We start from the raw sequence: 25,090 nt of genomic DNA on the forward strand, positions 1-25,090 counted from the left end.
ACCACTACCGGGGGCCAGAATGCGAGACCCTAAGCCCGACCCGATGCGTGAACCGATGGACATCGTGACCCGACTCTCCCAGCGTGCCGCTGAACTGCGTCCCGCCGAGCAGAAGGTCGCGCAGACGGTCTTGAGCGACATTGCCGAAGCCGCCGCCGGCAGCATCCAGACGCTGGCCGAACGCGCTGGCGTGAGTGAGGCCAGCGTCACCCGCTTTGCCAAAGCGATGGGTTGTCGCGACGTGCGAGAACTCAAGCTCAAGCTAGCGCAGGCAGCCGCAGTCGGCCAGCGCTTTCTGGATGGCGGCGCGGACCGCCCACCTTCAAGCGCGGACGGCATCCTGGCCGACATCAGCAATGTGCTGGAGGCCAATCGCGCGCTGGTGCAGCCCGAGGCGTTCCGCACTGCGGCACTCGCCCTGGTGGCGGCGCGCATGATTGCCGTGTTCGGCATGGGCGGCGGCTCGACCACCATGGCCGACGAAATGCGCTACCGCCTTGCGCGCCTAGGACGGCCGGTCACCACCTATCATGATTCGATGCTGCAGCGGATGGTTGCGGCCACGCTCAGCCCGGACGATGTGGTGGTCGTGTTTTCCGTGACTGGCCACGTGCCCGAGGTGATCGACAGCGTGACCATCGCGCGCGAGTACGGCGCGAAGATCGTCGCCATCACGGCCATCGGCTCACCGCTGGCTGCGCTGGCCGATGTCTTGCTGCCGATCCAGGCCATGGAAACCGATTTCATCTTCAAGCCGTCGTCATCGCGCTACGCCATGATGATGATGATCGACCTGCTGGCCACCGAGGTCGCACTGCAGCAGGCCGATCGCAGCAAGGAGCTCTTACGGCGCATCAAGTACGTGCTCGATGCGCATCGCGGCGGCGGCAATCGCCAGCCGCTCGGAGATTGAGCAGGAGCAGCACATGCAGCAGTACGACACCGTCATCCGTCAGGTCCGCATTGTGGACGGCAGCGGCCACGAACCCGAGGCCACGCTGTTCGACGTGGCCATCACCGACGGCCGCATCGCCGCCATCGCCACATCGGACTCCACCGCTTGGCTGGGGGATGAGGAAATCGCCGGCGAGGGCCGCGTCCTCGCCCCAGGCTTCATCGACGTGCACACGCACGACGATACCAACGTGATCCGCACGCCCGACATGCTGTGCAAGGTGTCTCAGGGCATTACGACGGTGATCGTCGGGAACTGCGGCATCAGCGCGTCGCCCGCCACGCTCAAGGGTGAACCGCCCGACCCGATGAACCTGCTCGGGCCAGCCAGCGCGTTTGCGTACCCGACCTTCGCCGCCTATGTCGACGCGGTGGAGCGCGCCAAGCCGACGGTCAATGTGGCGGCGCTGGTCGGCCACACGGCACTGCGCAACAACCACCTGGACCGCCTCGATCGCCCCGCCACCGCCGATGAAGTCGAAGGCATGCGCACACAACTGCGCGAGGCGCTCGACAACGGCGCGCTGGGCCTGTCGACAGGCCTCGCCTATGCCAACGCCTTCGCTTCCACCACCGAGGAAGTGATGGGCCTGGCCGAGCCGCTGGCCGAAGCCGGCGCCATCTATACGACGCATTTGCGTACCGAATTTGCCGCGATTCTCGATGCGATGGACGAGGCGTATCGCATCGGCAAGCATGCACGCGTGCCCATCGTGATCTCGCACCTGAAATGCGCGGGTGCGGCCAACTGGGGCCGCGCGGGCGAAGTGCTGGAATCCATCGAAGGTGCCCAGCGCTATCAGCCCGTGGGCTGCGACTGCTATCCGTACACCGCAAGCTCGTCCACGCTGGACTTGAAGCAGGTGACGGACGAATTCGACATCTTCATCACGTGGTCTGAGCCGGAGCCGGGCATGGCCGGACAGACGCTCAAGGAGATCGCCGCCGCGTGGGGCACCGACCTGATGGACGCCGCGCGCCGCCTGCAGCCGGCAGGCGCCGTGTACCACAACATGTCCGCGCAGGATCTGGACCGCATCATCACCCACCCTGCGACGGTGATCGGCTCCGACGGCCTGCCGAACGATCCGAAACCGCATCCGCGCCTATGGGGCGCCTTTCCGCGCGTGCTGGGGTACTACAGCCGCGAGCGCAAGCTGCTCTCGCTGTCGGCCGCCATCCGCAAGATGACAGGCCAGTCCGCCGAGCGCTTCGGCCTGACTGAACGCGGCCTGGTGCGCGAGGGCTATTGGGCGGATCTCGTTTTGTTCGATCCCGAAACGGTTCGCGATGTCGCCACCTTTACCGACCCGCAGCAACCGGCCGCGGGCATTGCGGCGGTGTGGGTCAACGGCCATCTGTCATATCAGGGTGGTGCCGTGCAGCCCGCGGTACAGACACCCGGCGCGGGGCGCTTTCTCAAGCGCGGGCCGCGTGCGCAGGCAGTTGCGGCCACCGAAGTCCACTGAAATCCGAGTTTGTTTGAGAGTTTTGAAAGAAGGAACGTAGCGATGACGATTACCCGAATTGGCGTTGAAGGCGGCACCGGCACCGGTGGCCAGCACCTCCCCTTTGCCCGCGCGGCCGGCGCAGACGGCTGGCTGTTTGTCTCGGGCCAGACGCCCATGGTGAACGGCGAGGTGGTCGGCAACGGCATCGTCGAGCAATCCCACCAGACCATCAAGAACGTGCTCGCCATCCTGGCCGAAGCGGGCTACGGCCCCGAACACGTCGTGCGCTGCGGCGTGTGGCTGGATGACCCGCGCGACTTCCAGTCGTTCAACAAGGTGTTCAAGGAGTACTTCGGCGCCAACCCGCCCGCGCGCGCCTGCGTGGTGTCGAGCATGGTGATCGACTGCAAGGTTGAAGTCGATTGCGTGGCGTACAAGAAGCCGTAACGCGCAATACAAGCGCAGTTCAAAACGGGCGCCCGCACAACGGCGCGCCCACGACAACAAGAGCCGTGAATATCCCTGAGGAGGAAACCCGATGGTCCCGATGCAAGGCAACTCGCTATTGCTGACCGCCGCGCTGGCGGTGGTCGCGCTGATCTACCTGATTGCAGTCCAGAAGCTGAACCCGTTCGTCACGCTGATCGTCGTCTCGCTCGTGCTGGGCGTGGTGGTCGGTATGCCGATGGGCAATATCGTCAAGGCGTTCGAAACCGGTGTGGGCGGCACGCTCGGCCACATTGCGCTGGTGGTGGGCCTCGGGACGATGCTCGGCAAGATGATGGCGGAATCCGGGGGGGCCGAGCGCATCGCCAAAACGCTCATCAGTGCCTTTGGCGAGAAGAACGCGCACTGGGCCATGATGGTCGTGGCGTTCATCATCGGTTTGCCGGTGTTCTTTGAAGTCGGTTTCGTGCTGCTGATCCCGATTGCCTTTAACGTGGCCAAGCGCACGGGCACGCCGATCCTGATGGTCGGCCTGCCGATGGTGGCCGGCCTGTCGGTGGTGCACGGCCTGATTCCTCCGCACCCGGCCGCGCTGCTGGCCGTGACGGCTTACCAGGCAGACATCGGCAAGACCATCATGTATGCGCTGATCGTTGGCCTGCCGACGGCCATCCTGGCCGGTCCGCTGTGGGCGATGCTGATCTCGCGCTACGTCAAGCCGGACGAGAACAACCCGCTGGCCGCGCAGTTTGTTGAGGCCGACCAGAAGCGCGAACTGCCGGGCTTTGGCGTGACGCTGTTCACGATCCTGCTGCCGGTGGTGCTGATGCTGATTGGCAGCTGGGCCGACCTGATCGCCGCGCCCAAGACGCTGGCAAACGACATCCTCAAGCTGGCCGGCAACTCGGTGATGGCCCTGCTGATTGCCGCCATCGTGAGCTTCTACACGTTCGGCAAGGCACGCGGCTTCAATCGCGACACCATCCTCAAGTTCACCAACGAGTGTCTGGCACCGATCGCCACGATCACGCTGGTGGTGGGTGCAGGCGGCGGCTTCGGCCAGATCCTGCGTGATTCGGGCGTGTCGAAGGCCATCGTGGCTGTCGCCACCGACGCACATCTGTCGCCGCTGCTGTTGGGCTGGGTGGTAGCCGTGCTGATCCGTATCGCCACGGGTTCGGCCACGGTGGCCATGACGACCGCCTGCGGCATCGTCGCCCCGATCGCTGCAGCTTCGGGCGCCGCCGTCAAGCCGGAGCTGATGGTGCTAGCCACGGGCGCCGGCTCGCTGATCCTGTCACATGTGAATGACGGCGGCTTCTGGCTGGTGAAGGAGTATTTCAACCTGACCGTGCCGCAGACCTTCAAGACGTGGACGGTGCTGGAAACCATCATCTCGATCGTCGCGCTGCTGCTAACGCTTGCGCTGGCGACCGTCGTTTAAGCTTGTTCTGTTGAAGTTGATCTAGGAGAACGTTGTGGGTATCGATTCCGTCGTCAAGGCCGGCCCGGTCATCCCGGTGCTGCAGTTCCAATCTGTCGATGAAGGCGTCAAGGTGTGCCGCGCGCTATACGAGGGCGGTATCCGCACGTTCGAGATCACGATGCGCACGCCGGTGGCGCTGGATGTGATCCGTGCGGTGGTGAATGACCTGGGCGGCGATGCCATCGTCGGCGCCGGCACGCTCACGCGGCCGGAGCATTTCCAGCAGGCGAAGGATGCCGGTGCGGTGTTCGCGGTGTCGCCGGGCATTACGCCCATGTTGGCCGTGGCGCAGGCCAAGACAGAACTCGATTGGCTGCCGGGCATCGCCACGCCGTCCGAGCTGATCCTGGCGCTGGAGTTCGGCCTGAACACGCTCAAGTTCTTCCCGGCAGAAGCGGCTGGCGGCATCCCGATGCTCAAGTCGATCTATGGCCCCTTTGGCGATGTGCGTTTTTGCCCGACCGGCGGCATCACGCCGCAAAGCGCGCCCGACTACCTCGCGCTGCCCAACGTGGTGTGCGTAGGCGGCTCGTGGATGGTGCCCAAGGACAAGGTCGCTGCCGGTGACTGGGCAGGCATCACGGCACTCGCCAAGGAAGCGGCCGCGCTCAAGCGGTAAATCAGCGTTACCTTTTTCGCGCGGCCGGCTTTGGCATTAAACGAAGCTGACCGCGCGCTCCATCTGCTCCCGATATTGAACGATGTCTTCAATGGTCAGCACCGGCAGGTTGTGCTGATCAGCGAAACGCACCGCGTCGTCCCGGCGCGCCATGGTGCCGTCGGGCAGCATCAGCTCGCATAGCACGGCAGCCGGCGGCAAGCCCGCCAGACGTGCCAGGTCGACCGAGCCCTCGGTATGACCGCGCCGCGCCAGTACCCCACCCTCCTTTGCCACCAGCGGAAACACGTGCCCGGGGCTGACGACCGACCGCGTATCGGCATCTGCCGCGATGGCTGCGCGGATGGTCGTGATGCGGTCCGCTGCAGATACGCCGGTGCTCACGCCCGTGCGTGCCTCAATCGACACCGTGAACGCCGTGCCGTACTGGCTGCGGTTGTCTTCCACCATCGGGCGCAAGCCGAGCGATGCGCTCTTCTCCGCCGTCAGGCACAGGCAGACGATGCCGCTGCACTCGCGAATGAGCATGGCCATGCTGGCCTGCGTGAGCTTGTCTGCAGCGACGATGAGGTCGGCCTCGTTCTCGCGATCGGCATCGTCAAGCACGACAACAGGCACGCCCAACCGCACAGCGTCGAGCGCGGCGGCCATGCGCGCAGGCATGTCGGCCGGATCAAAGCGGGCATCGATGGCCTCAAGCATCACATTGCTGGCAGGCAACACGGGCGGGCGAACTACGGGGGATTGCTGAGTGGACAACATGGACACGCTCCTCGCAAGATTGGCGACAAGACGTTCCAGGGCAAGCAGACAAACACGCGCGCGCCATGCAGCGGCGCAGCCCGGCGCAAAGCCAAGCGCGCCCCTGTTGCACGGGCGTGTTGTTCCGCACATCTTCTTCCATCCGGACTCTGACCGTCGGCCCCGGCATCTCACCGGATCTGCTGACCCTTGCATGCAGGCGCATGCAAGGCGCTCGCGGGCTCACGGACGCACGGTCCGCATACCGCCGGTGGGGAATTCCACCCCGCCCTGAAGACGTACTGAACCGGCAGGATCGCCGGCAAGCGCAATGCTACCGCAACAAGTTGCAACGATTCGACCCTACTGACGGGTCGGGCAAAGCGCTATCTAGGCTTCGTGATGGCTGCGGTCGCTAATACACGGCATGAAGATCAACGCTGATCCGGCATCGACTAGAATCCACCCTTTCCGACCGTGCCCGCGAAGTTCACCCCTGCATGGAATCCCGCCTTGTTTCCTCCCGCCGCTCGCCATGGATGGCGTTGCTTGTCATTGCGCTCATCGCTGTGTTCCTCGCGCTGTGGACGGATGACCTGTTCCAGCGCTCTACCCTGTTCCGGCCAGATGAAGGCCGCTATGCGGAGATCCCGCGCGAGATGGTGGTCTCGGGCGACTGGGTAACGCCGCGCCTGAACGACCTCAAATATTTCGAGAAGCCGCCTCTGCAGTACTGGACGACGGCGGCCACGTTCCAGGCGTTCGGCGTCAATGCCTGGGGGGCGCGCCTGTGGCCAGTGCTGTTCGGTCTGGGCGGCATCCTGATGACGGCCTGGACGCTGGCGGTCTATCGCGGCGGGCGGGCCGCGGCAACCGGCGCGGCAATTCTCGCCTCCTCGCTGCTGTATCTGCTGTTCGGGCAGGTCATCACGCTCGACATGGGCGTGGGCTTCTTCCTGACCGTCGGAGCGTGCGGCTTTGCGCTGGCGCAGCGGCCGAGTGCATCGCGTGGCGGGCGGCTCGCATGGATGCTGGTGGTCTGGCTGGCGCTGGCAGGTGCGACGCTCACCAAGGGGTTGATCGGGCTGGTCGTCCCGGGCTTGATCGGCGTGGCCTATCTGCTGATGACACGCGACTGGGCACTGATCCGCCGCATGCACTGGCTACCGGGCCTTGCGCTGTACCTGACCGCCACGGTGCCATGGTTCGTGATCGTGCAGCAGCGCAACCCGGAGTTCTTCAACTTTTTCTTTATCCACGAGCATTTCCAGCGCTTCCTGACCAATGAGCACCATCGCAGCGGCAAGTGGTGGTACTTCATCGCGGTGGGCGCGGCGGGGCTGCTGCCGTGGACGCCGCTGCTGTTTGCGGCCATCGGCCGGCGCATGGGGCGCGTGGCCGATCTCTTCGTTGGCACGCGACAGTTTGATTTGATGCGCTGGTCGATTGCGTGGGCGGGGATGATTTTCCTGTTCTTCTCGGCGTCCAGCTCGAAGCTGCCGGGCTATATCGTGCCGGCCTTCCCTGCGCTGGCGATTGTGCTGGCTTTGGCGCTGGAGAAGATGCCCACGCGCACCGTCGCGTGGTCGCTGGGCGTCAATCTTGTGATCGCCATCGGCCTGTGGTTTGCGGTGCCGATGATCGGCGCCAAGGCCGGCGCGAAGATGCCGGTTGAACAGGTTGCGGTGGCCATGCCTGCGTTGCGTGAGGTCATGGCCATGCTGGCCGTCGGCACGCTGGCTGCACTCGTGGCGCTGCGCTGGCAGAAGCGCACCGTGGCCGTAATCGTGCTGTCGATCTCTGCCCTGTTCTGCTGGGATCGCGTGCTCAACGCCAGCGAGATCTTCCGCGACGCGCTGTCTGCCCGCGACGTCATCGAAAAGACGCTGAGCGCGACGGGCCCGATTCCGGCCGAGACGCCGTTCTACTCGGTCGAGTGGCTAGATCAGACCGCCATCTACTACCTCGGTCGCCCAATGACGCTGGTCTCGGGCTTTGACGAACTGGAAATGGGCGCCGGCTTGGAACCGAGCAAGGTCGTTGCCACCACTGACGAATGGATCAAGCGCTGGACCGACGGGCCACCCGCTTACGCATTCATGCGCCGCACCACGTGGCAGAAACTCCAAGACGCCGGTGTGCCGATGCGCCTGGTGGCCGAATCTGCCGACAAGGTGGTGGTGGCGCGGCGGTAAGTGCATCTCCAAACCATTCGCCTCCTCCAAACAAAAAGGGCCGCAACATCTGCGGCCCTTTTTCATTGCCTGCGGTTACCACGTACAACTGCCGCGCAGGAACGCCCATTCCTCGCACTCATCGCCGCCGGGACTGACGCACGTTCCTACGTCAGCGCCGTTGGCACGCGTGGAAAACTCAAGTTGACCGCCGCGCTGCAGGCAATACGTGGATGCCGGATTCGCCATGCCCGGCGTTGCGCGCGGGGGTTCCGTATCTGCGGCAGGCGGCGGCGCGTAAGCCGGCGGCTGGGACGGCACCGACTGCATGGCCGGTGACGGCGGCAGCGTGGTCGCCGGCGCAGGTGCCGGTGCGGGCGGCGGCGGAGGTGCGGGCTCGATGGTCATGCGCGGCGGCTGCCACGGAGGCATCGGCGACGAGCAGGCTGCCAAGCCCATCGCCAGCACACAAGCGGCAACGGTGGCGGCCATGCGGGCCTGGCCAGCATCCTTGACGAGACAGACAGCGCGATCCATGCGTTTTCCTCCCGGAGTTCTGGTGAGCGCACGCAACAAGCGTGCTTGCGCCGCCTAGGATAGCTTACGCAATCGCTTGCTCATATGTCAGTCAGGCGAACAGTCGAGCGTTCCGGCGATCAAGCCACCGCAGTTGAGACTGGAAATCGCATCGTGACGCGAAAACCCGGCGATGGCGCGTCCGCAGCCGCCGGTCCGACTGCGAGATCGCCGCCCAGGTGGCGCACCAGCCGATCGACGATCGCCAGGCCGAGCCCGCAGTGCGCATTGCCGCCGCGAGCCGGGTCCAGGCGCACAAAGGGCCGCATGACGCGGTCAAAGTCAGCCACGGGGATACCCGCGCCGTGGTCTTCCACCGTCAGCGTATAGCCGGTTTCGTCCACTGCGGTGCGCACGTTGACAGGCTCGGCGCCATACGCGAATGCGTTGTCGAGCAGGTTGACGACGATGCGCTCGAGATGCGTCGGCTTGAGGCGAAAGCGGTCTCCCGCATGCAGATCGAGCGCGACATGCTTACCCTGCTCGGCAAACGGCTGCACCAGGCTGCGCAGATGGCGGTCGACCGACACCTCGCGCGCCTCGCTGTCGCCGCTTTGCGCATAGGCGAGAAACTGCTCGACGATGGCCGACATGGACTCGACATCGCGTTCGATACCGGCGCCTGCTTTCTGGTCAGCCAGCATTTCGGCACGCAGGCGCAGGCGTGACAGCGGCGTCTTCAGATCGTGCGCAATGCCGGCCAGCATGGTGTTGCGCTCTTCGTCGGCGGCCGACAGGTCAGCAGCCATATGGTTGAACTGGTCGGTCAACTGGCGGAGTTCGTACGGGCCACGCTCCTTGAGCGGGGCCACGTAGCGGCGCCGGGCCAACGCCCCGGCCGCATCGGCCAGCTCGCGCACGGGGCGTTGGATCTGCCACGCCGCAAACAACGAGAACGCAATAGCAATCGCCAGCACCACCATCACGCCCGGTACCACTGCCGAGATGGTGGGCGGCGCATGCACCCACACCAGCGGCATGGCGATCCACTTGTTGCGCTGCGGAAAGCGCACGAACACGCGCGGCGTGGGGCCGGGTTCCAGCCGCAATTGCGTATCGGATGGCAAACGACGCGCGAGCTGTCGCACCAGTTCGGCAGACTTGTCCGATGCGGATGACGGGTCCCCCGCGGGCGGCTCAGCGGTTTCGGTCACTAGGTCAGGCAGTTTGACCTTCAGATGACCGTCCATCGCTGCCTGGAAGGCTTGCAATTGGAATGCCATCTGATCGACCGAAGCCTGGAATTGCCGCTCGCGCCGCTCCGCGCGCAGCACGCCCAGCCATGAGAAGTGGCTCAGCACGAGCACCACCACGATCAGCACCGCCAGCCGGCCGAACAGCGTGTCGAATCTAGCCTTGAACTTCATTGACCTCTTCCCGCTCATCCGGCACGAAGGTGTAGCCGCGGCCACGCACGGTCTGGATATACCGCGGGCGCTGCGCGTCTTCTTCCAGCACGCGGCGCAGGCGCCAGATCTGCACGTCGATGCCCCGGTCGGACACACCGCTGCCCGGCCCGTACATCAGCTCAACGATGTGCTCGCGCGTGAGCACCTGCATCGCATGCCCGATCAGCAGCTTGAGCAGCGCGAATTCGGTATCGCTGATGGAGAGCGCGGTATCGCCGCGAAACAGCGTGCGCATGCGAAAGTTGAGCTTGAACGGGCCGAAACTGAAGCTGTCGCGGTCTTCCGGAGCCGATGCCGGCACGGCGAGGCGCCGGCGCAGCACCGCGTTGATACGGGCGAGCAGCTCGCGCGGCGAGAACGGCTTGCCGAGATAGTCGTCGGCACCGATTTCCAGGCCGATGATTCGGTCGATCTCGTCGCTGCGGGCCGTGAGCAGGATGACGGGCACGTCGTCGTTGCGGGCGCGCAGATCACGCAGGGCGGACAGGCCATCCACCTTGGGCATCATCAGGTCGAGCACGACGAGTGCCGGACGCTCGCGTTCGAGCCGGGCGCCCAGTCCATCACCGTCGTGCAGCACGGAAACGGCAAAGCCCTGCTGGGTCAGGTATTCGCGCAGAAGGTCGCGCAGTTCGACGTCGTCATCGACGACCAGGATCTTGGTGCCGCTCATCTGTCTGGTGGAGTCTCTGGTATGCGCAGGAAGGTGTGCTCATGATAGCGACTGTGGCCCTCACGAATCCGCTGCACTGTCACCATATTGTTTCGCCCGGTAACACCGCGATGGGTTTGTAATCAGCCGTAATAGAACCCGCTGCGCGACTAATTCTGCGCAAAGGCGTTGCCTTTAAGCTGCGGTCTGACTGGCACGGGCGCCAGCTATCATGTGCGCTCGTCCCCATATTGCTAAGAACAGGAACGCCAACATGTCCGATCCCAAGGACCAGAAGCCCGGCCAGTTTGACGACGCCGGCCGCCGCACGTACGACGGGAAGGAGACGCCCAACGAGGTATCTCCGACGCTGCTGCCGCCCCCGCGCGAGGGTGGCAAGCGCCGCCGCTGGGGCATCTGGGTGGTGATCGTTATCCTCGTGCTGATCGGTTATGCGGTCTATCACGCGAAGTACCGCAATGCGGGCGGCCCGGGTGGTCGAGGTGGCCCCGGTGGGCGCGGCGCAGCCATGGCCGGCAAGCCGATGCCGGTGATGGTCGGCACGGCCGTCAAGGGCGACATCAACGTGGTGCTGTCGGCGCTGGGCAATGTCACCCCGGTCAACAACGTGACGGTCAAGACGCGTGTGGACGGCCAGCTCGTGCGGCTGGCGTTTACAGAGGGGCAGACCGTCAAGGCCGGCGACCTGCTGGCCGAGGTCGACCCGCGCACCTATCAGGCACAACTTGCCCAGGCGGAAGGTCAGCTTGCACGCGATCAGGCGCTGTTGCAAAACGCAAAGCTCGATCTGCAGCGCTATCAGACGCTGCTCTCGCAGGATTCGATCTCCAAGCAGCAGGTGGATACGCAAGCCGCGTTGGTGCGCCAGTACGACGGCACGGTCAAGCTGGACCAGGGCAACGTCGACAACGCCCGCGTGCAGCTTTCCTATACGCGCATCACTGCGCCGGTGTCGGGCCGGGTTGGCCTGCGCCAGGTCGATCCGGGCAACATCGTGCACGCCTCGGACACCAACGGCATCGTGGTCATCACGCAGATCGATCCGATTACCGTCATCTATTCCATTCCTGAAGACAACCTGCCCAAGGTCATGCCGCGCCTGCAGTCCGGCGACAAGCTGCCGGTGGAGGCCTGGGATCGCGGCCAGACCACGCAGCTCGCGCGCGGCGTGCTCATGACCGTGGACAACACCATCGACAACACCACCGGTACGGTCAAGCTGCGTGCGCAGTTCCCGAACCAGAACGCCATGCTGTTCCCGAACCAGTTCGTGAACGTGCGCATGCGTGTGGATACGCTACGCGACGCGGTAATCGTGCCGAGCGCAGCCATCCAGCGCGGCACGCAGGGCACCTTCGTCTACGTGGTCGGCGAAGACAACAAGGTAGCGCTGCGCGTGGTCAAGCTGGGCGTGACCGAAGGTGAGCGCGTGTCGGTGGCGCAAGGCCTGCAGCCCGGCGAACGCGTGGTGATCGACGGCGCAGACAAGCTGCGCGACGGCTCGCCGGTGGAGGTGATCCAGCCGGGTGCCGCCGCTGCAAGCGCACCCGCGGCCGGCCAGGCCCATCAGGGCGGGCGTCATCGCCGTGGCCAGGGTGGCGCTTCGGCACCCGCCGCAAGTGCCCCGGCTGCCAAGCCGTAAGCCGTGAGTCGTGCATTGCGTGCACTCGCCTGACGAAGTCTTCTGTTCCGAGCTGGCATGAATCCCTCCCGAATCTTCATCCTCCGGCCCGTGGCGACCACGCTGTTGATGGTCGCCATCCTGCTATCGGGCCTGGTGGCGTACCGGATGCTGCCGCTCTCTGCGCTGCCCGAGGTCGACTATCCGACCATCCAGGTCACAACGCTGTACCCGGGTGCCAGCCCCGACGTGATGACGTCGTCCATCACCGCGCCGCTGGAACGGCAGTTCGGGCAGATGCCCGGCCTGAAGCAGATGACGTCGTCCAGCTCGGGCGGCGCCTCGGTCATCACGCTGCAGTTTGACCTGTCCCTCTCGCTCGACATTGCGGAGCAGGAGGTACAGGCGGCCATCAACGCGGCCGGCAACCTGCTGCCGAACGATCTGCCGATGCCGCCGATCTACAGCAAGGTGAACCCGGCCGACGCGCCGATCCTCACGCTGGCGATCACCTCCAACACGATGCCGTTGCCCAAGCTGGAAGACCTGGTCGACACGCGCATCGCGCAAAAGCTATCGCAGTTGCCAGGCATTGGCCTGGTCAGCATCAGCGGCGGGCAGCGGCCGGCCGTCCGCATCCAGGCCAATACGTCGGCGCTAGCGGCGCTCGGGCTGTCAATCGATGACATCCGCACCGCCATCGGCACCGCCAACGTGAATGGCGCCAAGGGCAGCTTCGACGGCCCGATGCGCGCCTCCACTATCGACGCCAACGATCAGCTCAAGTCGGCCGCCGAGTACGGCAAGATGATCGTCGCCTACAAGAACGGCGCGCCCATCCGCCTGACCGACGTGGCGCAGATCGTTGACGGCGCCGAAAACAGCAAGCTGGCCGCGTGGTCCAACACCACCCCCGCCATCATCCTGAACGTGCAGCGCCAGCCTGGCGCCAACGTGATCGAGGTGGTCAACCGTGCCAAGGCGCTACTGCCACAGTTGAAAGAAACGCTGCCCGGCAACGTAGAGGTATCGCTGCTGACCGACCGCACCACGACGATCCGTGCCTCGGTATCGGACGTGCAGTTCGAGCTGATGCTGGCCGTGGCGCTGGTCGTGATGGTGATCTTCCTGTTCCTGCGCAACGTGCCAGCCACGGTCATTCCGGCGGTAGCGGTGCCGCTCTCGCTGGTCGGTACGTTTGGCGTGATGTACCTGGCAGGTTTTTCAATCAACAACCTCACGCTGATGGCGTTGACCATCGCCACGGGTTTCGTGGTGGACGACGCCATCGTCATGATCGAAAACATCGCCCGCTACATTGAAGACGGCGACCCACCGATGGAGGCCGCACTCAAGGGCTCCAAGCAGATCGGCTTCACGATCATCTCGCTGACGTTCTCGCTCATCGCCGTGCTGATTCCGCTGCTGTTCATGGGTGACGTGGTGGGGCGACTGTTCCGCGAGTTTGCAATTACGTTGGCGGTATCGATCCTGATCTCGGCCGTGGTGTCGCTCACGCTTACGCCGATGATGTGCGCACGCTTGCTCAAGCACATTCCCGAGGCCGAGCAATCCCGCTTCTACCACGCGGCCGGCGCGTTCTTCGACAACGTCATCGCCCGATACGGCCGCATGCTGCAGTGGGTGCTCGACCGGCAGAAGACCACGCTGCTGGTGGCCATCGGCACGCTGGTGCTGACGGCGTTGCTGTATGTAGTGGTGCCCAAGGGGTTCTTTCCGGTGCAGGACACGGGCGTGATCCAGGGCATTTCGGATGCGTCTCAGTCGATTTCGTTCTCGGCCATGGCAGAGCGCCAACAGAAGCTGGCCGAGGTGGTACTGAAAGACCCTGCGGTCGAAAGCCTGTCGTCGTTCATCGGCGTGGATGGCGTGAACACCACGCTCAACAGCGGCCGCATGTTGATCAACCTCAAGCCGAAGGATAAACGCGACGCCGACGCCACCGAGATCATTCAGCGCCTGCAGCCCGAATTGGCCAAGGTGGCAGGTATCTCGCTGTACATGCAGCCGGTGCAAGACCTGACGATTGAAGACCGCGTGAGCCGCACGCAGTATCAGTTCACGGTAGAAGATCCGGACCCGAACAACCTCTCGAAGTGGGTGCCGAAACTCGTTGAACGCCTGCAGCAGACCAACGAACTGCGTGACGTGGCGAGCGACCTGCAGGACAACGGCCTGCGCGCCTACGTGCAGGTCGACCGCGACAAGGCGGCGGTGTACGGCATCACGATGGCAGCGGTCGACAGCGTCCTGTACAGCGCTTACGGCCAGCGCCTGATTTCGACCATCTTCACGCAATCGAACCAATACCGCGTGGTGCTCGAGACGGACCCGAAGATGCAGCTTGGGCCGCAATCGCTATACGACCTGCACGTGGCGTCAAACAGCGGCCAGCAGATTCCGTTGGGCGCGTTTGCCACGGTGGTGGAACAACCGGGCTCGCTGGTGGTGAACCATCAGGGCCAGTTCCCGGCGGCAACCATTTCGTTCAACCTCGCCCCGCATGCCTCGCTGGGTGCGGCCGTCGACACCATCAATGCCGTCGAACAGGAGATCGGCCTGCCGGCCAGCATGCAGACCAGCTTCCAGGGGGCCGCGCTGGCGTTCCGTGCGTCGCTGTCGAACCAGTTGTGGCTGATCCTCGCGGCTGTCATCACGATGTACATCGTGCTGGGCGTGTTGTACGAAAGCACGATCCACCCGGTGACGATCCTGTCGACGCTGCCGTCAGCCGGTGTAGGTGCCCTGCTGTCGCTGCTGGTGTCGGGCAGGGACATGGGCATCATTGCCATCATCGGGATCATCCTGCTGATCGGTATCGTCAAGAAGAACGCGATCATGATGATCGACTTCGCGCTGGAGGCCGAGCGCGAGCAGGGCATGGCCCCGCGCGACGCCATCTACCAGGCGTGTCTGCTGCGCTTCCGTCCGATTCTGATGACCACTATGGCCGCCCTGCTGGGTGCCCTGCCGCTGATGCTCGGCACGGGCGTGGGCTCCGAGTTGCGCCAGCCGCTGGGGATCACGATGGTGGGCGGCCTGCTGGTCAGCCAGGTGCTGACGCTGTTCACCACGCCGGTCATCTATCTGGCCTTCGACAACCTGGGCGAACGCCTGCGGGACTGGCGCGCCCGCCGTGCTGCCCGACGCCACGGCGCCGCAGGCACCAACCAATCTGGCGGACCGCGATGAATCTGTCCGCCACCTTCATCGCCCGGCCGGTTGCCACGGCACTGCTGACCATCGGCGTGGCGTTGGCCGGTATCGCGGCGTTCCGCTTACTGCCGGTGTCGCCGCTGCCGCAGGTGGACTTTCCGACCATCTCGGTCAATGCGTCGCTGCCGGGCGCCAGCCCTGAGACCATGGCGGCCACTGTGGCGACGCCCCTGGAACGCTCACTCGGCCGCATCGCGGGCATTACCGAGATGACGTCTTCCAGCTCGCTCGGTTCGTCGCGGATCACGCTGCAGTTCGATCTGTCGCGCGACATCGACGGCGCGGCGCGCGATGTGCAGGCCGCCATCAATGCTTCACGCAGCCTGCTGCCTTCCGGCCTGCCGAGCAACCCGACGTATCGCAAGGTCAACCCGGCCGATGCGCCAATCATGATCGTGGGGCTGACGTCCGACACCAAGTCGCGCGGCGAGCTGTACGACGCGGCCTCGACCATCCTCGCGCAGAAGCTGTCGCAAATCAACGGCGTGGGCCAAGTCACCATCGGCGGTGCGTCGCTGCCGGCGGTGCGGGTCGAGCTGAACCCGATGGCGCTGAACAAGTACGGCATCTCGATGGAGACCGTGCGCACCGTCATCACCAGCACGAACGCGAACAAGCCCAAGGGCATGATGGAATCCGGCGACCGCGTCTGGACCATCTACGCCAACGACCAGGCCAAGAAGGCCGTCGAATACCAATCGCTCATCATCGCCTGGCGCAATGGCTCGCCGGTGCGGCTGGCCGACGTGGCCGAGGTGACTGACAGCGTGCAGGACATCCGCAACTACGGCTCGGCCAACGGCAAGCCTTCGGTGCTGCTCATCATCAGCCGGCAGCCGGGCGCCAACATCATCGACACGGTCGACCGCATCAACGACATCCTGCCGTACCTGCGCAACACCATTCCCGCGCAGATCAACCTCGATGTGATGATGGACCGCACGCCCACCATCCGCGCCTCGCTCAAGGATGTGGAGCGCACGCTGGTGCTGTCGATCGCGCTGGTGATCATGGTGGTGTTCCTGTTCCTGCGCAACGTGCGGGCAACGCTCATTCCGAGCGTGGCGGTGCCCGTCTCGCTCATCGGCACATTCGGGGTGATGTACCTGTGCGGCTACAGCCTCGACAACCTCTCGCTGATGGCGTTGACCGTGGCAACAGGCTTTGTCGTGGACGATGCCATCGTCGTGCTGGAAAACGTCTCGCGCCACATCGAAAACGGCATGCGACCCATGCAGGCAGCGCTCAAGGGTGCGCGCGAGGTCGGCTTTACCGTGGTGTCGATGAGCCTGTCGCTGATTGCCGTGTTCATCCCGCTGCTGATGATGGGCGGCATCGTGGGGCGGCTGTTCCGTGAGTTTGCGGTGACGCTGTCGGTCGCAATCCTGGTGTCGCTGGTGGTGTCGCTCACCACTACGCCGATGATGTGCGCACGCTTGCTCAAGCCTGCCGCCGAGGAAGAACATGGCTGGTTCCATCGCAAGACCGAAGGCTTCTTCACCTTCCTGCTCGACCTCTACCGCAATTCGCTGGCGTGGGCGCTGCGGCACAGCTGGCTCACGCTGCTGATCCTGCTGGCAACGGTGTGCCTGAACGTCTACCTGTACATCATCGTGCCGAAGGGGTTCTTCCCGCAGCAGGACACCGGCCGGGTGATCGGCTTCATCCAGGCGGACCAGTCGATCTCGTTCCAGGCGATGCGCACCAAGCTGACCGACTTCATCACCATCGTTCGGCAAGACCCCGCGGTGGAGAACGTGGTGGGCTTTACGGGCGGCAGTCAGCGCAATACCGGGCAGATGTTCATTCAGCTCAAGCCGCTGGCCGAGCGGAAGATGTCTGCCGACCAGATCATCAACCGATTGCGCGGCAAGCTCGCGCGTGAGCCGGGCGCGAGCCTGTTCCTGCAATCGGTACAGGACATCCGGGTGGGCGGTCGGGCCAGCAACGCGCAGTACCAATACACGCTGCAGGCCGACGACCTGAACGAGCTGCGCGCGTGGGATCCGAAAATCAAGCAGGCGCTCACGCAGGTGAAGTCGCTGACGGACGTCAACACAGATACGCAGGACAAGGGCTTGCAGACTTCCCTCGTCATCGACCGCGACAAGGCGAAATCGCTCGGCATCAATCCGAGCGATATCGACAACGCCCTGAACAACGCGTTCGGGCAGCGCCAGGTATCGACCATCTACAACCCGCTCAACCAATACCGTGTTGTGATGGAAGCCGCGCCTCAGTACTGGCAGAACCCGGACGGCCTGCGCGACATCTACATCATCACGTCGACGGGTGCGCAGGTGCCGCTGTCGACCTTCTCGCATTACGAGCCCACCAACACGGCGCTGGCCGTCAATCACCAGGGGCAGTTTGCGGCCAGCACGATCTCGTTCAACCTCGCGCCGGGGGCATCGCTGTCGGGCGCCACGCAGGACATCCAGGACGCGATGAACCGCATCGGCGTGCCGTCCTCCGTGCACGGCAGCTTCCAGGGCACCGCCAAGGCGTTCCAGGATTCGCTCTCCAGCCAGCCCGTGCTGATCCTGTTTGCGCTCATCACCATCTACATCGTGCTGGGCGTGCTGTACGAGAGCTACGTGCATCCCATCACGATTCTCTCGACGCTGCCCTCGGCCGGTGTGGGGGCGCTGCTGGCGCTGATCATCACGGACACGGATTTCTCGATCATCGCGTTGATCGGCGTGATTCTGCTCATCGGCATCGTCAAGAAGAACGCGATCATGATGATCGACTTCGCGCTCGAGGCTGAGCGCAGCCAGGGCATGAGCCCCGCAGATGCGATCTTCCACGCCTGCGTGCTGCGCTTCCGGCCGATCCTGATGACGACGATGGCCGCGCTGCTGGGCGCCCTGCCCCTGGCGCTCGGCCACGGCGACGGCGCGGAGCTTCGCACGCCGCTGGGCATCTCCATCGTCGGGGGGCTGCTGGTCAGCCAGATCCTCACGCTCTACACCACGCCGGTGGTCTACCTGGCGCTCGACCGGCTGCGCCTGCGTCGCGCCGGCCGCAGCAAAGACGCACCGCTGCCCGCATTGGATTCGCAAGGAAGCTGAACATGACAAGAGGCACTCAAGCCCTTCGCACCTCGTTGCTCGCGCTGGCCGCGTGCGCGCTCGTCTCGGCCTGCGCGGTCGGGCCCGATTACAAGCGCCCCACCGCCGAAGTGCCGCAGCAATACAAGGAAGCCGGCGACTGGAAAATCGCCGACCCGAGCGACGCCATCGCCCGCGGCAAGTGGTGGGAGATCTTCAACGACCCGCAATTGAACGCGCTCGAAGAACAGGTGGCCGCCGCCAACCAGAACATCCTGGTGGCCGAGGCGCAATACCGCCAGGCCCAGGCGCTGGTGCAATCGGCGCAGGCTTCGTTCTTCCCGACGCTGGGTGCCAATGCATCGGCCACGCGCAGCCGTTCAGTGCGCACCTCGGTCAACCCGGACGGCAGCCTGTCGACAGGCAACCCGAGTCTGCTCAACTCGCAAAGCCTGTCACTCAACGCCAGCTGGGAACTGGATCTGTGGGGCCGCATCCGCCGATCGGTGGAGTCGAACAAGGCCAGCGCGCAAGCCAGTGCCGGTGATCTGTCGTCCGCTTTGCTGTCCGCGCAGGCAACGCTTGCGCAGAATTATTTTCAATTGCGTGTCACGGATACCCAGAAGGCTGTCTTGCAACGCACGGTTGCAGACTACGAGCGCTTCCTGAAGCTCACGCAAAACCAGTATTCGGTGGGCGTGGCGCAGCGTTCGGATGTACTGACCGCGCAGACGCAGCTCAAGCAGTCGCAGGCGTTGCTGCTGGATACCGAAGTCACGCGCGCGCAGCTTGAGCACGCCATTGCGGTGCTGATCGGCAAACCGCCGGCGGAATTCTCGCTGGCTCCGGCCACCGCAGCCAGCGCAGCCGACTTGCCGGCCCTGCCCGCCATTCCGCTGGAAGTGCCATCGGCCGTGCTGGAACGCCGCCCCGACATTGCCGCCGCCGAGCGCCGCATGGCCGCTGCCAACGCGCAGATCGGTGTGGCCAAGGCTGCGTACTTCCCGACGCTCACGCTGGGAGCCTCGACCGGTTTGGCGGCCAACACGCTTTCGCGCCTGGCAACGCTGCCCAGCCGCGTCTGGTCGATCGGCCCAACGCTGGCCGCCACGCTGTTCGATGGCGGCGCGCGTGCAGCCGCCGTCGACAAGGCCGGTGCTGCTTACGATGCGTCGGTCGCGACATACCGCCAGACGGTGCTGGGCGCGTTCCAGGATGTCGAAGACAACCTCGCCGCGCTTCGCTGGCAGACGCAGGAATTTGGCGTACAGGCCGATGCCGTCAAGGCCGCGCAGGAAGCCGCGCAACTCAATCTGAACCGCTATCGCGCGGGCACGGTGAGCTTCCTGGAAGTCATCACCGCACAGGCCACGGCCTACAATGCCGAGCGCACGCTGCTCACGCTGCAGGGCAAGCAGTATTCAGCAGCGGTGCTGCTGGTCAAGGCGCTGGGCGGCGGGTGGCACGGCGAAGTGCCGGTGGTTGGCCAAGCGGCGCTGCAACCGGCATCCGCGCCTGCCGCGCAATGACCCTTCTCTTGTTGCCGGTGGCCGACAACGTTTCGCCACCGGCAATGTCCCCTTGTGCGTAAGCCCGCACGCAGTCGGAAAGTTCCCCCTATAATCGACGGGATTTATTTCAGACCGCCCGACCATCCGGGCCGGCTGATGCAGCAGCGGGCGCGCAAATTGCGTCGTCCGATGCCTTGCAAGCCGCCCCGGTGCTATCCAGACCGTCTGTTTGCCAGCCACCATGTCCGCCGCGCGCGTGGTTGCCGACGCAGTTGCCCCGATTCACGCGCGCCGCTCAATTGATTCCGCTCTCTCCGATGATCCGATCCGCGCTTCCCCGTTCTGCCAAGCTGCTGGCTGCCGCCCTGGGCGCCGCCACGCTGTTTGCCGCCCTGCCTGCCCAGGCCGACCCGTCCGTGCGCGTCATCTACGGCAAGGACAACCGCCACGGCATCGAGAAATATGGGGTCGATCTGGATTTCGATTCGGGCTTCCACTGGGGCAACCCGGAAGGCTGGTTCGTGAACCTGGATTGGGAAGTGGCGCTGGGCCAATGGCGCTCGACCAAGGGAACCAACCGCCAGAACCTGACCGAATTTGGCGTAACGCCGCTGTTCCGCATTGAAAAGCGCGGCGGCTCGTGGGTGCCATTCATTGAAGCTGGCGTTGGCCCGCGCCTGCTCTCGCACACCCGCACGTCGGATGAGCACAACTTCAGCACGGCCTTCCAGTTCTCCGACATGATCGGCGTGGGCGTGGCCTTTGGCAGCAAGCAGCAATTCCAGATGGGCTACCGCTTCGAACACCTGTCGAATGCGTCGATCAAGCGCCCGAACCCGGGCACGGACCTGAATGAGCTGTACCTGCGCTACACGTTCTAAGACTTGAGCGTTTGCGACGCTCCAAGAAAAACGGCCTGCCTTTCGGCGGGCCGTTTTGTTTGGGTGCGCGGTAGCGGATCAGCGTGCGCCGGCTTCGCCATCGAGATCACGATCGCGCGATCGCATGCCCATCAACCGCTCGTAGTTGAGCGAGGCATGGAAGCCCAGGCCGTTGCCGCCGGCACGCTTGACTTCATACATCGCTGCGTCGGCATTGCGGATGAGTGTCTGCGCGTCATGCCCGTCGGTCGGATACAGCGCCACGCCGGCGCTCACGCCCATCGACAGCACATGGCCTTCCACACGAAACGGCGTCTGCAATTCTTCGATCAGGCGTTCCACGGTTTGCGTCACATCGTCGCGCGTGGCGCAGTGCGTGAGGACAGCGACAAATTCATCGCCACCCAGGCGCGCCACCGTGTCCGAAGCGCGCAGTCCGCTGCGCAAGCGCATGGCCGTGGCCTTCAAAACGAGATCTCCCACGGCGTGGCCATACTCATCGTTGACCGGCTTGAAGCGATCAAGATCAATGAACACGACGGCGACCTGGCCGCGCGCGCGACGTGCCGCCTGAATAGCCACGAACAGGCGATCACGAAGCAAACGCGCATTGGGCAAGTCCGTGAGCGGATCATGCAGCGCGAGGTGGTGCGCCTGATCCAGCGCCGCGCGCCGCTGCGTCACGTCGAGCAGCGTTCCGCTTACACGCGTGGCCACGCCACGGGCATCGCGTTCGGTCACGCGCCCGCGCGCAGCCACCCAGATCCATTGGCCATGGCGAGCGCGCATGCGCTGCTCGATCTCAAAGCTGTCGGCATCGCCGCGCATATGGCGATAGATGCGTCGCGCGCTCAATGCGGCGTCTTGCGGGTGCACCATGGCGTACCACGCATCCGGATCGTTGGAAAGATCCGCCGGCTCGTAGCCGAGCATGTCGGCCGTCCGCCGGTTGAACGACACATGCCGTGTGCGCGTAGACCAGTCGAACGTACCCAGCCCCGCGCCATCGAGCACATAGGCCAACCGTTGCTCCGACGCGCGCAGCGATTCCAGCGCCAGCCGGCGCGCGGTCACGTCCTGCATCTGCACGACGAGATGCTCGTTGCCGTCGTCGCGCGCCACCGCCACGTCGGTCTGCACCCACACGGTGCTGCCGTCCTGACGGACGAGGCGCGTTTCCATCGACAGCGCATCGCGCTGACCGGCGAGCAGCGACTCGACACCATGTCGTGCGCGTTCAGTGTGATCGGGGTGGCAAAGGTCGAACAGATCGCGCGCACGCAGGGCCTGTGCTTCGTGACCAGTCAGCGCGCACAGCGCACGGTTCACGTCGAGGAAGCGACCCTCCGGCGCGCACAGGCCGATTCCTATCGGCGAATGTTCGATCGCAGCCTTGTACAAGTGGTGGTCCTCAAGCATGGCGATGCTGTTTCGCGAATGCGGCAGTCCCGGGGGCGTGGCTGATGTGATGGCCATCGCGCCTCCGGTGCCCTTTGACGCAATGGTTGCATCAGGCGCGCGCGGTGGCGGTTGGCGTGATCCCCGTAACCGGTCTCGTGGTCTGCGTGGCCCAGTTGGCGGCCGGTAATGGCAAACCTTGGTGCGTTACAAGCGCACGAATCGAGGCGGACTATAGAAGCCGCGAGTTAACGGGGCAATCCCTTCCCGCGAGGGGACATGGACCGCGTGCCCGCTTTGGGTCCCCTCGTGCGCGAAATGACGCGAAGGAAACGCGCCCCGCGTCATTCCCGTCTGCGTTTGTCGACCTTGATTGTCGACAGCTGCCCAGCGTCGCCGGACACCCGAGCACTCTACACCGGACCCCGCTGCGAAGCAGCTAGCCGTTTGGTTAGGTCGCGCAGGCGCTGCCGGCAAGCAACCGTTTGCTATGTGGGTTGGCCACGATCTCCACATTGTGAATGTCTTAAGGTGAAGACAAGGTCCCTCGACCTCATCCGGAAGGACGAAACGCGCAATCGGGCGGCTCCGTTACTATTCTTCAATATCGCTTCGGGGGGCGAATTCAAACACGGCGAAGCCGCGGCACCAGCGCACGCGGCTGTGGGAGGTCGTATGGAATTGAGTTTTGTCGCCCCAGGCACGCAGACGCATCGGTATGCGCTCAAGCTCGCGGGCCTGCCCGAAGCCGAACCGGGTACGCCAGTCGATCCGGCGTGGGTGGACGATGCCCTGACTGCCGCCGTGCGCGTATTCGATGCGCACCGCGTGCACTTTGCCGACGCGTACTTCGCCTATCGCGCCCGTGAGACCGCGCAGCATCCCACTCGCGCTGCCCACCAAAGCTCGCCCGCACGCGTGGCAGGCGATCTCCACGACGACACGCCGCTGCTGGCGGATACGTTTGCGATTGCGCAGTTGGCCGCACTTGTTTCGCTAGAGGCAGCCGGCGTGGCCGATGTGATCGATGTGCGCTTGGTGGTGGAGCGCTTGCGTGACGATGCCCCCGCCCCGCCCGCCGACGGCATCGGTGAAGTGACACTCGTCACGGAAACCGCGGCCAGCCTGCAAGGCGTAGCCAGCCGGCATTAACGCGGCGGGACCGCTCAACGCCCGTGGTGCGTGGGCCGCTCCGGCACGATGGTCGGCTGCGGCTCAGTGGGCGCGCCGACTGCGTCGGCGTCACGAAACGTCCAGTACCGGTGCACCACGAAGTTGAAGATTGCCGTGATGGCCGAGGCGAACATCTGCGCGATCAGGTAATACAGGCCAATTCCCAGGCCGATGGCCATGATGGTCGCGTTGCACCCCAGCGCGAGAAAGGCCACCAGGCCGAACCGCACCATCGCGCCCACGTGCCCGCGTGTGCTGTTGAAGACGGCCTGCCGGCTGATGAAGTAATTGAGCGTCGCTCCGATCACGCTGCCCGCCACGGACGCTCGCCAAGGCGAGACGCCTACTTGCACCAGTCCGAACAGCACCACATAGTGCGCCAGCGTTGCGCTGCCACCGATGACCACATAGCGCGCAAATTGCTCAACCGCCGCCCAGAAATGCTGCCGAGACGCCATACGCGCGCTCACCCCGTCCACTTTGGAACCGACATTGTGCTCGATCATGGCTGCGAGGCCGCAACTCGCGTGCCACGGTCCCTGCACAGTAAGTGCGCTTAAAGTTGTGCAACATTTGGCCGTATAGAAACGTGGGGCCCTGCGCGGCTGTTGGCTCCCCCATTGCCATGCTCGAACTTCAACCTCTCGACATTCCGCTTGCGATCCCCCTTCCGTGGCCGATGCTTGACGCCGACGGGCAGTTGCTCGTCCCAAAGGGCGACGTCATCCACTCCCCGGAGGAGATCGACCTGCTGTGCACGCTGCACCGCCCGCATCGGCTGGCGGACGGCACGCCCGCGCCTGCGCCCGTGTTTGCAAATACGCAGTTCCCGAACACGATGTTCCCCGACATGGGCGACGACCCTGACGGTGAACGGACGATCGCCATGGAGCTGCTGGGCCTGCGCCCCGGCGGCATGCTGACCGTGCGCCTAACTGCGGGCGCCGGCCAGACCAAGGGCGCCGCACGCGTGATGGGCTACAGCCCGCAGCGCCATCTGCTCATCACCATGCCCACCGAAAGCGGCCGTACGGTCATGCCGGTCAAGGACGAACTGGTGGAAGTGCACGCCTTCTCGGGCGAGGGCATTGCCAGCTTCGAATGCACGGTGATGGCGGTGTGCCGCATCCCGTTCGAATACGTCGTGTTGTCACCGCCGCGGCGGATCAAGAACCGCACGTTGCGCAAATCGCTGCGCGTGCGCGCCAACGTGGTCGGCAAGATGCTGGTGAGCGGCGACCCGCCGCGCATGATCCATATCTCCGACATCAGCACGACGGGCGCGTCGTTCCGCTCCGCGCATCGGCTGGAAGTGAGCGGCGCGCCGGCGCGTCTGCGCTTCCGGGTGAAAACGCGCGACTACCACTCCGAGCTGGTGGCTGCGGCCCTCGTGCGCAGTGAAAAGCCGGCCGACCTGCCCAACGTCTACCAATACGGCGTGGAATTCGTCGAATTGGTCGCGGCCCAGAAAATGCTGCTGCAATGCTTTATCTACGAACAGTTGCTGTGGGGCGGCCAGCGCATGGTGTAACGTGCCGACCGACCTGATATTCGTAGTTCTTTGATCAGAATTAATTGCTGTTAAACGTTAAAAAGGCGCGCCGGACTCACGCGAAAACATGCCGGTAATCGGCCACCGTGGCCGATTTTCGGCTTATGATGCCGCAGGCTTGCTTGTGACAAAGC

19 protein-coding genes and 1 riboswitch are annotated in these 25,090 nt (G+C 64.6%); of the genes, 13 read left to right on the top strand and 6 right to left on the bottom strand.

Translation table 11 applies throughout. The annotated features are described in order from the left end of the window. The first annotated feature begins 43 nt into the window (after positions 1–43). From BM136_RS11740 to BM136_RS11760, 5 genes are all read left to right on the top strand, one after another. The gene (locus BM136_RS11740) at positions 44–913 is read left to right on the top strand and encodes a MurR/RpiR family transcriptional regulator (protein WP_175537132.1); all 870 of its coding nucleotides are present in this window, start codon (positions 44–46) and stop codon (positions 911–913) included. 13 nt (positions 914–926) lie between these two features. Further along, positions 927–2,423, top strand: coding sequence for an N-acyl-D-amino-acid deacylase family protein (locus BM136_RS11745; RefSeq protein ID WP_092972312.1), 1,497 nt, complete (start codon positions 927–929; stop codon positions 2,421–2,423). Positions 2,424–2,465: 42 nt separating this feature from the next. Beyond that, the gene (locus BM136_RS11750; RefSeq protein WP_009240594.1) at positions 2,466–2,852 is read left to right on the top strand and encodes a RidA family protein; all 387 of its coding nucleotides are present in this window, start codon (positions 2,466–2,468) and stop codon (positions 2,850–2,852) included. Positions 2,853–2,943: 91 nt separating this feature from the next. After that, positions 2,944–4,296: a GntT/GntP/DsdX family permease gene (locus BM136_RS11755; RefSeq protein WP_092972007.1), complete on the top strand. Its 1,353-nt coding sequence runs from the start codon at positions 2,944–2,946 to the stop codon at positions 4,294–4,296. Between the two features lie 34 nt (positions 4,297–4,330). Next, on the top strand, positions 4,331–4,957 hold the full coding sequence (locus tag BM136_RS11760; protein WP_092972008.1) for a bifunctional 4-hydroxy-2-oxoglutarate aldolase/2-dehydro-3-deoxy-phosphogluconate aldolase: 627 nt from the start codon (positions 4,331–4,333) through the stop codon (positions 4,955–4,957). Between the two features lie 36 nt (positions 4,958–4,993). Here the strand turns inward: BM136_RS11760 and ribB are convergent, their stop codons facing one another. Next, positions 4,994–5,719: a 3,4-dihydroxy-2-butanone-4-phosphate synthase gene (gene ribB / locus BM136_RS11765; protein WP_092972009.1), complete on the bottom strand. Its 726-nt coding sequence runs from the start codon at positions 5,717–5,719 to the stop codon at positions 4,994–4,996. Between the two features lie 126 nt (positions 5,720–5,845). Beyond that, a riboswitch (FMN riboswitch) is annotated at positions 5,846–6,001 on the bottom strand. 197 nt (positions 6,002–6,198) lie between these two features. Here ribB and BM136_RS11770 point away from each other — a divergent pair. Continuing rightward, positions 6,199–7,893, top strand: a complete 1,695-nt coding sequence (locus BM136_RS11770) for an ArnT family glycosyltransferase (protein ID WP_175537121.1) — start codon at positions 6,199–6,201, stop codon at positions 7,891–7,893. 75 nt (positions 7,894–7,968) lie between these two features. On the opposite strand, the gene BM136_RS11775 is transcribed toward BM136_RS11770, so the two are convergent. The 3 genes from BM136_RS11775 to BM136_RS11785 all read right to left on the bottom strand — a co-directional run bounded on the left by BM136_RS11775 (position 7,969) and on the right by BM136_RS11785 (position 10,530). Then, entirely contained in the window at positions 7,969–8,409 is a 441-nt protein-coding gene (locus BM136_RS11775; protein ID WP_092972011.1) for a putative hemolysin, read from the bottom strand. 119 nt (positions 8,410–8,528) lie between these two features. Next, positions 8,529–9,815 (bottom strand): ATP-binding protein, encoded by a 1,287-nt coding sequence (locus BM136_RS11780; protein ID WP_092972012.1) that lies wholly within the window; start codon positions 9,813–9,815, stop codon positions 8,529–8,531. Further along, entirely contained in the window at positions 9,799–10,530 is a 732-nt protein-coding gene (locus tag BM136_RS11785; RefSeq protein WP_024978593.1) for a response regulator, read from the bottom strand. Before BM136_RS11785 ends, BM136_RS11780 begins: the two co-directional genes overlap by 17 nt. Before the next feature lie 253 nt (positions 10,531–10,783). Between BM136_RS11785 and BM136_RS11790 the strand changes: the two genes are divergently transcribed. The 5 genes from BM136_RS11790 (at position 10,784) to BM136_RS11810 (ending at position 20,833) form a co-directional block, all read left to right on the top strand. Continuing rightward, positions 10,784–12,172: an MdtA/MuxA family multidrug efflux RND transporter periplasmic adaptor subunit gene (locus BM136_RS11790; RefSeq protein ID WP_092972013.1), complete on the top strand. Its 1,389-nt coding sequence runs from the start codon at positions 10,784–10,786 to the stop codon at positions 12,170–12,172. A gap of 57 nt (positions 12,173–12,229) precedes the next feature. Beyond that, a complete protein-coding gene (locus BM136_RS11795; RefSeq protein ID WP_092972014.1) occupies positions 12,230–15,364 on the top strand; it encodes an MdtB/MuxB family multidrug efflux RND transporter permease subunit in 3,135 nt (1,044 codons plus the stop codon). Continuing rightward, the gene (locus tag BM136_RS11800; protein WP_092972015.1) at positions 15,361–18,462 is read left to right on the top strand and encodes a multidrug efflux RND transporter permease subunit; all 3,102 of its coding nucleotides are present in this window, start codon (positions 15,361–15,363) and stop codon (positions 18,460–18,462) included. Before BM136_RS11795 ends, BM136_RS11800 begins: the two co-directional genes overlap by 4 nt. Positions 18,463–18,464: 2 nt before the next feature. After that, entirely contained in the window at positions 18,465–19,970 is a 1,506-nt protein-coding gene (locus tag BM136_RS11805) for an efflux transporter outer membrane subunit (protein WP_092972016.1), read from the top strand. 299 nt (positions 19,971–20,269) lie between these two features. Further along, a complete protein-coding gene (locus tag BM136_RS11810) occupies positions 20,270–20,833 on the top strand; it encodes an acyloxyacyl hydrolase (RefSeq protein ID WP_092972017.1) in 564 nt (187 codons plus the stop codon). A 78-nt stretch (positions 20,834–20,911) separates the two neighbouring features. On the opposite strand, the gene BM136_RS11815 is transcribed toward BM136_RS11810, so the two are convergent. After that, on the bottom strand, positions 20,912–22,252 hold the full coding sequence (locus tag BM136_RS11815; protein WP_092972313.1) for a diguanylate cyclase domain-containing protein: 1,341 nt from the start codon (positions 22,250–22,252) through the stop codon (positions 20,912–20,914). A gap of 654 nt (positions 22,253–22,906) precedes the next feature. Between BM136_RS11815 and BM136_RS11820 the strand changes: the two genes are divergently transcribed. Next, on the top strand, positions 22,907–23,383 hold the full coding sequence (locus BM136_RS11820) for a hypothetical protein (RefSeq protein ID WP_092972018.1): 477 nt from the start codon (positions 22,907–22,909) through the stop codon (positions 23,381–23,383). Between the two features lie 14 nt (positions 23,384–23,397). On the opposite strand, the gene BM136_RS11825 is transcribed toward BM136_RS11820, so the two are convergent. Then, positions 23,398–23,910 carry a GtrA family protein gene (locus BM136_RS11825; protein WP_092972019.1) on the bottom strand — a complete coding sequence of 171 codons (513 nt, stop codon included), beginning with the start codon at positions 23,908–23,910 and terminating at the stop codon, positions 23,398–23,400. A 119-nt stretch (positions 23,911–24,029) separates the two neighbouring features. Here BM136_RS11825 and BM136_RS11830 point away from each other — a divergent pair, with 119 nt between their 5' ends. After that, positions 24,030–24,935: a flagellar brake protein gene (locus BM136_RS11830; protein WP_092972020.1), complete on the top strand. Its 906-nt coding sequence runs from the start codon at positions 24,030–24,032 to the stop codon at positions 24,933–24,935. Positions 24,936–25,090 lie beyond the last annotated feature (155 nt).

This window comes from Ralstonia sp. NFACC01, from assembly GCF_900115545.1.
Classification (GTDB): domain Bacteria; phylum Pseudomonadota; class Gammaproteobacteria; order Burkholderiales; family Burkholderiaceae; genus Ralstonia; species Ralstonia mojiangensis.